The following is a 12,358-nucleotide window of genomic DNA, read 5'->3' on the forward strand; positions in this document are numbered from 1 at the left end:
TTAATTACCTGTCAGTCGATCGAAGCAAAGCTCAAATTCTCGTTTGATTTTCTCTTCATCCAATGTGAGGCATTTTCCTGCACGTACTAAGCAATTTCCGTCCACCCAAACATCCGTAACATCCTTAGCTGAAGCTGAATAAACCAAATGGGAAATGTAGTTGGAACGAGGTAAAAAATGGGCTTGATCAATATCAATGGCAATAAAGTCAGCTTTATATCCGACCTTCAGACTACCTACATTATTTAACCATATTGAATTTGCACCATCTATTGTTCCCATTTTCAAGGCTGCTGCAGCTGGAATTGCAGTTGGATCACCGGATATGCCTTTATGCAGTAAAGCAGCCAAACGCATTTCCTCGAACATATCCAAATTATTGTTGCTTGCTGCGCTGTCTGTTCCCAAGGAAACAAGCACACCTGCTTTTTGCAAAGCAACTACTCTCGCAATACCACTGGCAAGCTTTAAATTACTGCCTGGATTATGGGAAACTCGCACATCATAACGCGCTAATACTTCTATTTCCTCATCGGTTAAATGAACGGCATGAGCAAGTATGCTTGGACGTGAGAAAAAACCAAGCTTCTCCAAGTGTACGACAGGACGTTGTCCATATTGCTCCACATTCTCAGCCACTTCTCTTGCTGTTTCAGACATATGCGTATGCAGCGGTACATTCAGCTCATGTGAAGCTTCAACAAAACGTGAGATGTAGTCTGGCGTACATGTGTACGGTGCATGAGGTGAAATCATAGTCGTAATTCTACCGTCTGCCTTGCCATGCCAGTCTTTAACTAATTGCTTAGCATCATTAAGTTTGATAGTTTGCTCATCGGGTGAACAAAAACCAATAACCCCACGCGTTAAACAGCCTCTGATGCCTGCCTGTTCAACCGCCTGAGCTACTTCGTTCATTTGGTCATACATATCAACAAAGCTGGTTGTGCCGCCTTTAAGCATCTCTACAATAGAGAGCAGCGTACCGTAACGAACATCATGTGCTGTGAACTTCGCTTCTATGGGCCACATTTTCTCCTGAAGCCAGACTTGAAGTGCCAAATCATCTCCATAACCACGCAATAGCGACATGGCTGCATGTCCATGGGTATTAACTAAGCCCGGCATATACAAACGGTGTTTACCATCGATTACTTCATCAAAAGTTTCTAATGGTGCTGGCAGAGCTTCATGTATTCCTGTGATTGTATTGCCTTCGAAAGTCATATAACCATGTACAATTGGGTTCGATTCATCCATTGTAACAAAAATTCCGTTTTTAATGATTGTACGCAACATTAGAACATCATTCCTTTTCAGTGAGTTTCTTCTCTTCACAGAGTACAACTTCAACCATATAAAATCAATATTCTTTCGATAAAAAGCTCGGTGAGACATTGCTTTTCCCCCACGTTTTGTGCTATTTTTAAGTTTGTGTAAAGAAGTAACGGGAGGCTTATTATTGATGACAACAGCAAAAAAAGGCAAAGCAGATTTTTTCGTACTATTGATTGAGGCAGCTGAGAATACGTTAAAGGCAGCACATATTTTCCGTGAAGCCATGCTGGGTGATAAGCCACCTGCAGAATATTTCCCTATCCTTAAAGCTTTGGAGGACGAAGGCGACTCCATTACCCACAACATCTATAAAGGCTTAAACCAAGTATTCATTACCCCGATTGATCGCGAAGACATCCTTGATTTAGCGATGAAGCTGGATGATGTAATTGATGGTATTGAAGCTACTATTGCTCGTTTTGATTACTTGTATATTCTGAAGTCTGATCAATATATGAAGGAATTCTCCGCAGTCATCGTTTCCAGCTGCCAGCATATTCTTGACGCTTTCAAGCTGCTCTCCAAGAAGAAATACATGCAGATATCCGTTCATACGGTTATGATCAATAAGCTGGAGAATGATGGCGATCGCCTGATGCGCGAAGGAATCCGCGAAATTTTCATTAACCAACGTGATCCCTACCATGATTTCAAGCTTAAAGAAATGTATGAACGCTTAGAAGAAACTACGGATGCCTGTGAAGATGTAGCTAATATTCTCGAAAGCATTGTTATGCGTTATGCTTAAACGCGCTTGTCTAATAAAAAGAAATCGCCATTAACAGCGATTTCTTTTTTGTATTTACTTCAAAAAGCTCTAATCCAAATAAAACGCCAAGCTTTGCAGCTCTGTTGTAAAATCAGCATGGTGAATCCGAATTTCGTTAGGAACTTTGATAATAGCTGGCGCAAAATTTAAAATCGCTTCAATCCCCGATTGAATGAATTCATCTGCTACATGCTGAGCTTCTGAAGCTGGTACTGTGATAATCCCAATCCGAATGTTCATCGACTTAATTGTTTGCTTCATTTCTTGCATCGGCTGCACGGTAAGATTATTGATTTTATCACCAACCTTGCTTTCCATGGCATCAAAAACAGCAACAATTTTCATATTATCCTTGAGAAAAGCATTATAATTGCTAAGTGCTCTGCCTAAGTTACCCGCTCCAACTAGTGCAACTTGAATAAATTGATCCAGCTTGAGAATCTGGCGAATCTTCTCTATTAGGTAATTAACATCATAACCAATCCCCTTTTTGCCAAACTCGCCAAAATAAGCTAGATCCTTGCGGATTTGTGCAGGATTCAGATCAAGCTTTTGCCCTAAATCGCTTGAGGATACGGTTTGCACATTCTGCAGATGAAGTACATTCAAATATCGTAAATAAATGGGCAGCCTCCGTACAACCGCCTCCGATATTTTAGGTGTTTTCATGCTCTTCCTCCTTCATCCAATCCTTAATTCTAGGCACAAGCTGATTGGTGTTCATACTCTCAATCTTCGGTCCAGGAAGGGAATACAAAAAATACTTGCCATATTGGGTATCAATCACTCGCGTATCGTAAATAATAACAATTCCCTTATCCGATGCGGTGCGAACCAGCCTGCCGAAGCCTTGTTTAAAGCGAATTACCGCTTGAGGAACAGAAAATTTCATGAAAGGGTTTTGCTTATTTTTAATCAGATTCTCGCTTTTGGCTTCGACAATGGGATGAGATGGCGGTTGAAACGGTAAACGAACTATGGCTAAGCAGCTTAACGCTTTGCCAGGAATATCTACACCTTCCCAAAAGCTGCTCGTGCCTAAAAGAACTGCCGAAACACTATCTTGAAACATCCGAGTAAGCTTGCTGCGATTTCCACTATCCACACCTTGCCCTAGAACTTGAATGCCTTCTTGCTGCAGTGGTTCTTTAAGTCCTTGGTGAACCAGCTTAAGCATCCGATGTGAAGTGAATAAGACTAGCATTCGCCCTTTTGTTTCGATTGCAACCTCTTTTAAAGATTGAATTAGGTTGTCAATAAAATATGCTTCCCCGCCAGCGCCTTTAACTCCAGGAAAATCACGTGGAACACAAACTAAAGCCTGCTCGCGATAATTAAATGGCGATGGCAATAAAACCGTTTTAAACTTATCCGAATTTCCGTCCGCATCCAAGCCTAGCTGTTCACAGGTATAATGAAACTTTTTATCTACCGATAAAGTGGCAGATGTGAGAATAACGCTATCTTTAATTTCAAAAAAATGCTGTTTCAACATTGGGCTGACATCTAAAGGCACACAAATAAGCTGTAACGATTTTGCTTTAAAATAAGCACTGGCTTCCATCCAATAGACATAATCCTGATCTGTACGTTTCATAAAAAAGCGTAAACCGTCGCGATGGCGATATAAATCCTTCACGGTACCGCTAATATCGGTTATCGCGCTTTGTACATCAAACTCATCGGAATCCTTCAAAGCTTGGAGCATTTTATCAATTTGACGCAGAGCATTGCTTAAAACTACATATATGTTCTCTTCTATCGTTAATAATTGGTTCCATTGCGAAGGTAAGTATTCTGATTTAATCCTTAGTACGAGCTGGCCCACTTCGCCAGATCCATCATGCTTACCTGTTAATAATTCATATAACAGGCCTATTAGTTCATCCCAGTTCTCTTTAACGGATAGAATCGATAGATAGAGATCATCAATAACCCTGCACCAATCTGCTGCTTTTTCCGCCAAATCCCCTTCTATTCTAGCAAGCCTTTGCCGTAAGCTAGGCAGCTGTCCGCTCTTACTATCCTTATATAACCAAAGCAGCGAATTAAGGAACTGCATGTAATGCACTTCTATCCCAAGATGCTTGCTAGCCACCTCTTCAAAATGATGCGCCTCATCAATTACTAAATGCTTGTAAGCCGGCAAAAGCCGATTTTCCGCTTTGATATCCGTAAAGAGCAAGGAATGGTTCGTAATTACTACATCGGCAATATTAGCCTCATGCTTAGCTCGATGATAGAAGCATTTCTTAAACCATGGACAGGCGCGGTTCAAACAAGAGTCGGTATCGCTGGCCACCGTTTGCCAGAATTCATGTCCGCGGTTCGCGAAATGAATCTCCTCTTCATCCCCATGCTGAGTCTCACTTAGCCATACGACCATTTGCGCAGCGGTCATTCGCTCTTCTTTGGCTGCCTCATAGTCTGCATAGGTCATTTTATGCTCAAATTTACGCAAGCAAAGATAATGACTGCGCCCTTTAAGCACAGCCGCCCGAAAAGGAACTGGGAAAATATCATGGAGTAACGGGATATCGCGCTGGCGAAGCTGTTCTTGTAAATTAATGGTATGTGTACTAACTACTACTTTTTCACCATGCGGGATGCCATAGTACAAAGAAGGCACTAAATAACCAAGCGATTTCCCCGTGCCTGTTCCTGCTTCAATCATTAAATGCCGGTCATCTGAGAAAGACATCGCAACCTCAGAAATCATTGTCTCTTGGGCTACACGATCTTCGTAAACGGCAAACTTCTGCTGCAGCTCTTGTTTAAATGCACTATAAAATTGTTCAAATGGAATATCAAGCTTCGCTTTAACTTCTTCTTCCGAGCGGATATCATCCTCATCGCCCCAATCGTCGACATTCAGCGCAAACTGGCGATAATAACGAAAATTATCGTGATCAAGCGCAACGGCATGTTCTTTTTGCTCGCGCATCCATTGGAGAAAAAGCGAAAAGTCGGTAATGTCCTCGACAAAAATCTGAGCTATCCGCTGAATGGTGATCAATGGAAGCTCATTAAAGCGCTGCATGCATTTCAACCAAATATCAGCAGTCGCATCCGCGTCGGAATCTGCTTGATGGGGGCGTTCATGTGTCACTCCTAGTGATTGGCTTACCATGCTTAATTGCAGGCTAGGCAGCGCAGGAAACACTATACGCAGCAGGTCCATGGTATCGAGTACTTGACCTGTAAAAGGCGAGTATCCGCAATAATCCAAGGAACGCTGCAAAAAAGCCAAATCAAATGAGATTTGATGCCCTACCAGTACACAATCTGTTAATCGCTTCTGGAGTTCAACCATAACCACTTCTAATTCTGGTGCATCCTTAACCATCGCATCATCTATTCCGGTTAATCCGGTAATGAAAGATGGTATACCTGCAACTGGCTTCACCAGTGAAGTATACCTCTCGGTAATTTGCTGTTCATCTATAATCACTAAGCCTACTTGAATAATTTCATCCGTTTGTTGGCTTCCCGTCGTTTCAAAGTCAAGAACGGCAAATTTCATTGCGCGTACCCAATCCCTTCCTAATCCCTGTAAATACTCCTCCTAGCATACCAAAGTATACCGAAAACCGCTATGGCAGTCTTTGCTGATGATGGAGATTTGCTCCAACCTGACTATAAGGCTCCATAAAACAAGCGGGATCTAATTGATGGGATAAGCTAAAATATTCCATGGCTTTTTGCATATTCTTCTTATTAATCTGAATACAGCCCATCGCGTTATAAGAAATGGCCTTTAATTGCTTGTTATCTGTTAATGGCAAAATCATTTGAAAATGAGGATAAGCATCGCCATCTTCACCTAATCGCAAATAACCCATAGCTAAATACGTTCTAGCCAACAGATCATCCGGCTGCTGTTTAATGAGGATTTCAAGCTCTCTAACCGCATGCTTAAACATATATAATTTATAGAATCCTTGTGCTTTAGCGAAGCCTGGATCCATTTGAGTTTGTGCAACAGGCTGTTGGTCACTCGCTTTTTTGCTATGATTTAAAGCCGCAGCTGAAGAAGTGGCAGAAGCTGGATGATCCACATAAAATCCAGCAAGCTTCTCTTCAAAAGAAAGCCACAGCTCCATGTATTCATCACTCATCTTTTTGAGCATGGCCAGCTGATCATCCAAATTAACTTTTTCTTGTGATGTTGCCGATCCGTAATGTGCGGCAATTTCTGCTAAATGCTCATTCATCGTCATAAAAAGCTGTTCAAAAATGTCGATCCCCTCCAACAAAGCGAATAGGACTGCAAGCAGTTAACCCTCATTGTTTGTTTAGAGACCTCGATTCATACTTGTTAAAAAATAGTGGAATGCGGTTCTTCATTAACCGTTTGAATCACTTTATTATTCGCGTCCATAATAGCAACTTTTGGCTTATAGTTCTTGGCTTCTTCGCTTGTCATCAGTCCATAAGAGATCACAATAATCGTATCTCCAACATGAACCATTCGCGCTGCGGCACCATTTAAACAGAATACACCTGAACCTCGGGGTCCAGGAATGATATAAGTTTCCAAACGTGCTCCATTGTTGTTGTTAACAATCTGCACCTTTTCATTTGGATAAATATCAACTAAATCAAGAATATCTTCATCTATAGTAATGCTGCCCACGTAATTTAAATTAGCTTCTGTCACCGTTGCGCGATGAATCTTGGATTTCATCATGGTTCTTAGCAATTCAACCACTCCTCTCTTAGTTCACATCAAGTAAGTTATTATCTATTAAGCGGGTGCGGCCAAACTTCACGGCTAATGCCACAATCAAACGCTCTCCAGCTTTTACATCTTTTATATGGGCTATCTCTAATAAGGAAGGATAAGACAATGCTTTCACATAATCAATTTCTGCCAAAGCCGCAGTTTGAATGTAAGCTGTTAATTGCTGTTCTAAAGCTTTTATCTCACCACTGGCTTCCAACCAACCACTGACCTGATTAAGCGCCTGTGAGAGCACTAGTGACTGCTTGCGTTCCTCAGCACTTAAGTATACGTTCCGCGAGCTCATCGCTAAGCCATCAGCTTCACGTACAATTGAACAAGGTACGACAACTGTACGCATATGAAGGTCTTTAACCATACGCTGAATAACAACGACCTGTTGGGCATCCTTCAATCCAAAATAAACACGATCAGGCTCAACAATATGCAGAAGCTTGGCAACAACTGTAGCAACTCCATCAAAATGCCCAGGGCGTGAAGCCCCATCTAACTTATCTGTTAAATCAGATACTTTAATCATCGTTTTTATTGGTTCTGGGTACATTTCGGCGGTTTCCGGCATGAAGACATAATCGACTTCAGCTTGTCTCGCTAAAGCTAAGTCACGTTCTGGATCTCTTGGATAACGTTCAAAATCCTCCTTGGGACCGAACTGAAGCGGGTTGACGAATATACTCAATACCACAATATCACAATCTTGACGAGCTTGCTGCAATAAACTAGCATGTCCAGCATGCAAGAAACCCATCGTAGGTACGAATCCTACTCCACTATTATAGTTTGAAGCTTGTGAATTCGTATAATGTTTTTTTCTCTCATTCAGCTTGGAGCGTAATTCGGCAACTGTTTGGATAACCTCCATGTTACTCCCTCCAGGCTTCGTTTTGAAATACATGCTCTTTTTGCGGAAATTGCCGAGATTTGACGTCTTTTACATACTCAGAAATACCTTTACGGATTTCATTCCCAATATTAGCATAGGTTTTCACCATTTTTTTAGGTTCCTCTGAGGCTCCATATTGAAGCAGATCATGGAAGACCAGCACTTGGCCATCACAGCTTACACTGGCACCAATTCCAATAGTTGGGATTGATATTTGTGATGTGATATAGGCAGCTAGAGATTCAGACACCAGCTCCAATACAATTGCATAGGCGCCTGCTTGCTCTAAAGCTTTTGCATCTTCAATGAGCTTTTGTGCTTGTACAGCGTTCTTACCTTGGACATAGAATCCACCGATTTGATGAACGGATTGCGGTGTAAGCCCTAAGTGTCCCATAACGGGAACACCAGCTTGAACGCAGGCTGCTACAGTAGCTGCAATTTCAATGCCGCCTTCCATTTTCACAGATTGGGGAAGCCCTTCACGCATCAATCGTCCTACATTTCCCAAGGTTGCATCAATGCTGCCGTGGTATGTCATAAATGGCATGTCGGCTACGACAAAGCAGCTTGTTGCCGCTCTTGTCACGGCTTTTGTATGATATATAATATCGTCTAATGTAACAGGAACCGTTGTATCATACCCCAAAACCACATTTCCTAATGAGTCTCCTACTAGGATAACGTCAATACCTGCCTCTTGCGCTAAAAGTGCAGATGGGTAATCATATGCGGTGATCATCGAGATCGGGATCCCGTCTTGTTTCATCTTTTTTAATTTTACGGTTGTTAGAGGTTTGCGATTGACCATGATTACATCTCTCCTTACAAACTAAAAAACCATTTTAGCCAAAACTAAAAAGGTTCATTCATACAAATAAGCTGTATTTATGATCCTTCTGTCTCGGTTCATACGAATCTGAGCAGAATCCAACATAGACATCATTATTCAGTTGTAGACTATCCACTTACTTGAGTGCGATTCGATTAGGATATCGCCTCTTAGTATGTATTATACCAAAGAATTTACTAAAGCAAAAGCTCAATATCTCCAGAATATAACTTTATATTTTCCCCATTTGGCAGTGTAACCCACAGAGCACCCATTTCATCAATTGCGTTAGCCACCCCTTCAACCCAACCTTTTGCCGTTTGAATACGCAAAGGTTTATGTAAAGAGATTGTTAGTGCCTCCCACAAAGAGCGAATCGGAGCAAAACCTTGCTGTGTGTAAAGCTCAAGCAATACCTCAAGCTGCAGCAGGAAATCACAAATCAATTGCTCTCGGTCCACCAGCTGGCCTTTTTCAATGAATAAGGAGGTTGCTTTTGCCTTAAGCTCTTCAGGATAATCTTCAGCCAATAAATTTACGCTAATGCCTATTCCAGCAATTACATAATTCAAACGCTCATCCTCTGCACTTGATTCCAATAAAATCCCGCTAATCTTTTTCCCGTTTATTAACAAATCATTTGGCCATTTAATCCCTACCTGATGTGGGATATGTGCTTGAATCGCCCGACATAAAGCTACAGCGACCAATAAGGTTAGCTGAGGAGTAAATTGCATAGAAATTGTTGGCTTGAGAATCAGGCTCATCCAAATCCCCTTGCCTTTTGGTGAAAACCAGTTGCGTCCCATTCTCCCGCGACCTGCATTCTGCTGTTCTGCTATTACTAAGGTTCCTTCAATCGCTCCTTGGCGAACTAAAGTATGGGCAATATTCTGAGTCGAATCGACTTCATCATAGATCCGCACTACCCTGCCTAATGTTTTAGTTTGCAAGCCTTGCATGAGCTTAGCTGCATTAATGATAACTGGTTTAGTGAGCATTTTATAGCCTTTGCGCGGGATGGCGTCGAACACATATCCTTGCTTGCGCAAGGCTTCAATGTGCTTCCATACTGCCGTTCGACTGCATTGCAGCTTAATGCTTAGCTCTTCGCCTGAAACATATTCACCTTCATGTTCTTGAAAATATTGCAAAATTAATTCATTCATGTTTATTCAACTCTTTGCGATAGATTTCAGCTCTTTTTAGCAAATGATTCTTTTGGTTGCGAGCATTCCCAAATGCGGCATCCAATAACAAACGCTGCAAAAATTCACTGACCCATGGACCTGCCGGCATGTCAAAATGAGTCAAAAGATCACTTCCGATCAAATCAAGCTCACTTAAAGTCTCAACTGGCATTTCCGAGATCCATTCATTGCCGCTGCGTAAGAAAACAATAAATACGGATTGCTTCAAATCTAAGCTAGTATTGCTTGCAAGCTCAGAGAATTCAATTTGTTTAATGCTTAACCAATCTAACAAAGTATCTTTGCCGAATTGGATCGCTGCTTGCTTCCAGATTAAATCAGGCCGATCGACGGAAACTCTCGAAGATGATAAAGCAACATGATCATTCTTATCTGGAGTCCGCTTCGCTTGCAGCGCATGATCAATTTGCTCGTGCAACCAAATCTCTAAATTAAGAATCGGGATAATGACCTTTAATTGTTTACTTGAAAAGGTTAATTTTTTAAGGGCTCGACTTGCCTTATCAGATGTAGTTTGCATGCTATAAAACAATAAAGCCCAGCGCAGTAAAGGATTATCAAGCTGGCTTAACTTCCTAAGATAAACCGGTAAATCGGCTGTTTTCCACTTAATGAAAGGAAACTGCAGCTCTAGTTTTACATATTTCAACAGCTGAGAATCCAAAAGCAATTCAAGTGCCTGATAAGGATTATCGCCTGCTAGCATTTTCTCCAGTTCGACTCTAACACGTTCCATCGCAACAAATTTAAGCAGATGAGCATGCTGGAGCAAAGCCTCCCAGGTAGCTTGTTCAATACGGAAGCCATAATTTACAGCAAAACGAATGCAGCGAAGCAGCCGAAGTGCATCTTCTTCAAAGCGTTCATTTGGGTTTCCAACACAGCGAACTAATTTCTGTGCGATATCTATTTGACCATCAAAAGGGTCGATTACCGTTCCCTTTAAGTCTATAGCCATAGCATTCATTGTGAAATCTCTGCGCTGCAAATCCTCCTGTAAATCAGAAACAAATTCCACTTGCTGGGGTCGTCTATGTTCTTCATAAGCGGATTCCTTGCGGAAGGTTGTTACTTCAAAAGCAACTCCTTCGAGCATAACAGTAACTGTACCGTGCTTTAAGCCTGTAGGGATCGTATGAGAGAAAAGCTCCATCACCTGCTCCGGCAGCGCATTAGTTGCGATGTCGAAGTCTTGAACCGGCTTATGCATCAGTCGATCGCGTACACAACCTCCAACCAAATAAGCTTCATATTGATTTGCCAATAACTTGTCCAATAGCTGGTTCGCAGACTTTTCCATAACGCCCCCCCAATCGGTGAGTGAGTCTGATTATTCGTTTATTATTAGCCTAGACAGCTCAGTTTTTGCTTTTCAAGATCAACAAGCGGCATTTCCTTGCCTAGAACGCGATAATAAATTTGTTCGTATTGTGCCGTAATCACGCTATCGCAAAAATAGACCTGTGCCCGGTACAAACAAGCTTTTGAAACCTTTGCATATAATTCATCATCACGCAACAACTTCAACACATCTTCAGACATACGCTCTGTATCGCCAACAGCTTCAAGAAAACCAGTTTCTCCGTGAGTAATTAATTCAGGAATCCCTCCAGTATCCGACCCAACAGTTGGTACACCACAAGCCATTGCTTCCAGAGCAACAAGGCCAAAGCTTTCCTTCTCGGAAGGTAAAATCATGACATCGGCTAAAGAGATAATTTGAGCCACATCATCCTGCTTACCACAAAAAATAACGCGATCCATTAAACCCAGCTCTTTAACTCGTGACATAACTTTGGATAGTTCAGGACCTTCACCTACAAATAACAATCTTGTCGGCATATGAAGATTAACTTTATCAAGGATCTCTACAACATCCAAGACTCTTTTTACAGGGCGAAAATTAGAAATATGAATCAAGAGCTTTTCACCTGGCCGCACAAAATCGCGCTTTAAGGCTTCCACATCACGCGGATAATAAACGCGTTTATCCACGAAGTTATAGGTCAAATCAATGGCTTTATCAATCGATAAAGTATTGCGGGTTTCCTGAATTAGATCTTTAGAAACAGCTGTTACAGCATCGCTCTCATTAATGGCAAATCGGATTAAATCACTGAGCGACTCATCCTGAGCCAATACCGTTATATCCGTACCGTGGAGTGTTGTAACTACCTTCAAATGATCACCTACCATTTGCTTGGCCAGTAAGGCGCAAACCGCATGAGGAATCGCATAATGGACATGTAATAAATCCAAGCCTTCATTCTTAGCCACTTGTGCAAGCTTCGATGCTAAGGACAAATCATAAGGTGGATATTTAAAAACATAATAATCATTGACTTCAACTTCATGATAAAAAATATTCTTGTCGAATTTCCCTAAACGAAACGGCATGCTATGTGTAATAAAATGAACCTCATGTCCTTTTTCAGCAAGCAGCTTGCCTAATTCCGTCGCAACAACACCTGAACCCCCGAGTGTGGGGTAGCAAGTGATCCCAATCTTTAATTTATCGACCATATGAAACCTCCTGGAGAGCTGCTATATATGTTTTAGAGTAAGTACAAGTAACAAAACT

The 12,358-nt window shown here is 41.6% G+C and carries 11 protein-coding genes; 1 reads left to right on the top strand and 10 read right to left on the bottom strand.

The genetic code is table 11. From position 1 onward, the window contains the following. Positions 1-1,299, bottom strand: coding sequence for an amidohydrolase (locus EHS13_RS19170; RefSeq protein ID WP_155701913.1), 1,299 nt, complete (start codon positions 1,297-1,299; stop codon positions 1-3). Between the two features lie 166 nt (positions 1,300-1,465). Here EHS13_RS19170 and EHS13_RS19175 point away from each other — a divergent pair, with 166 nt between their 5' ends. Continuing rightward, a complete protein-coding gene (locus EHS13_RS19175; protein WP_155701915.1) occupies positions 1,466-2,086 on the top strand; it encodes a DUF47 domain-containing protein in 621 nt (206 codons plus the stop codon). 69 nt (positions 2,087-2,155) lie between these two features. Here EHS13_RS19175 and EHS13_RS19180 read toward each other — a convergent pair whose 3' ends face one another. From EHS13_RS19180 to bshA, 9 genes are all read right to left on the bottom strand, one after another. After that, positions 2,156-2,776: a redox-sensing transcriptional repressor Rex gene (locus tag EHS13_RS19180; RefSeq protein ID WP_155701916.1), complete on the bottom strand. Its 621-nt coding sequence runs from the start codon at positions 2,774-2,776 to the stop codon at positions 2,156-2,158. Next, a complete protein-coding gene (gene dinG, locus EHS13_RS19185; protein ID WP_155701918.1) occupies positions 2,763-5,630 on the bottom strand; it encodes an ATP-dependent DNA helicase DinG in 2,868 nt (955 codons plus the stop codon). The genes EHS13_RS19180 and dinG overlap by 14 nt, the downstream gene beginning before the upstream one ends. A gap of 70 nt (positions 5,631-5,700) precedes the next feature. Beyond that, positions 5,701-6,321: a tetratricopeptide repeat protein gene (locus tag EHS13_RS19190; protein ID WP_155701919.1), complete on the bottom strand. Its 621-nt coding sequence runs from the start codon at positions 6,319-6,321 to the stop codon at positions 5,701-5,703. A gap of 104 nt (positions 6,322-6,425) precedes the next feature. Beyond that, a complete protein-coding gene (gene panD / locus EHS13_RS19195; protein ID WP_155701920.1) occupies positions 6,426-6,809 on the bottom strand; it encodes an aspartate 1-decarboxylase in 384 nt (127 codons plus the stop codon). 16 nt (positions 6,810-6,825) lie between these two features. Beyond that, positions 6,826-7,713, bottom strand: coding sequence for a pantoate--beta-alanine ligase (panC, locus tag EHS13_RS19200; protein WP_155701921.1), 888 nt, complete (start codon positions 7,711-7,713; stop codon positions 6,826-6,828). 1 nt (position 7,714) lies between these two features. Beyond that, positions 7,715-8,545: a 3-methyl-2-oxobutanoate hydroxymethyltransferase gene (gene panB, locus EHS13_RS19205; RefSeq protein ID WP_155701923.1), complete on the bottom strand. Its 831-nt coding sequence runs from the start codon at positions 8,543-8,545 to the stop codon at positions 7,715-7,717. A 218-nt stretch (positions 8,546-8,763) separates the two neighbouring features. Next, positions 8,764-9,735, bottom strand: a complete 972-nt coding sequence (locus EHS13_RS19210) for a biotin--[acetyl-CoA-carboxylase] ligase (protein ID WP_155701924.1) — start codon at positions 9,733-9,735, stop codon at positions 8,764-8,766. Next, positions 9,728-11,077 carry a CCA tRNA nucleotidyltransferase gene (locus tag EHS13_RS19215; protein ID WP_155701925.1) on the bottom strand — a complete coding sequence of 450 codons (1,350 nt, stop codon included), beginning with the start codon at positions 11,075-11,077 and terminating at the stop codon, positions 9,728-9,730. Before EHS13_RS19215 ends, EHS13_RS19210 begins: the two co-directional genes overlap by 8 nt. A gap of 44 nt (positions 11,078-11,121) precedes the next feature. Continuing rightward, positions 11,122-12,300: an N-acetyl-alpha-D-glucosaminyl L-malate synthase BshA gene (gene bshA / locus EHS13_RS19220; RefSeq protein WP_155701927.1), complete on the bottom strand. Its 1,179-nt coding sequence runs from the start codon at positions 12,298-12,300 to the stop codon at positions 11,122-11,124. Between the last annotated feature and the right edge of the window lie 58 nt (positions 12,301-12,358).

Origin of the sequence: Paenibacillus psychroresistens, from assembly GCF_009728935.1 — a bacterium.
Classification (GTDB): Bacteria; Bacillota; Bacilli; order Paenibacillales; family NBRC-103111; genus Paenibacillus_AC; species Paenibacillus_AC psychroresistens.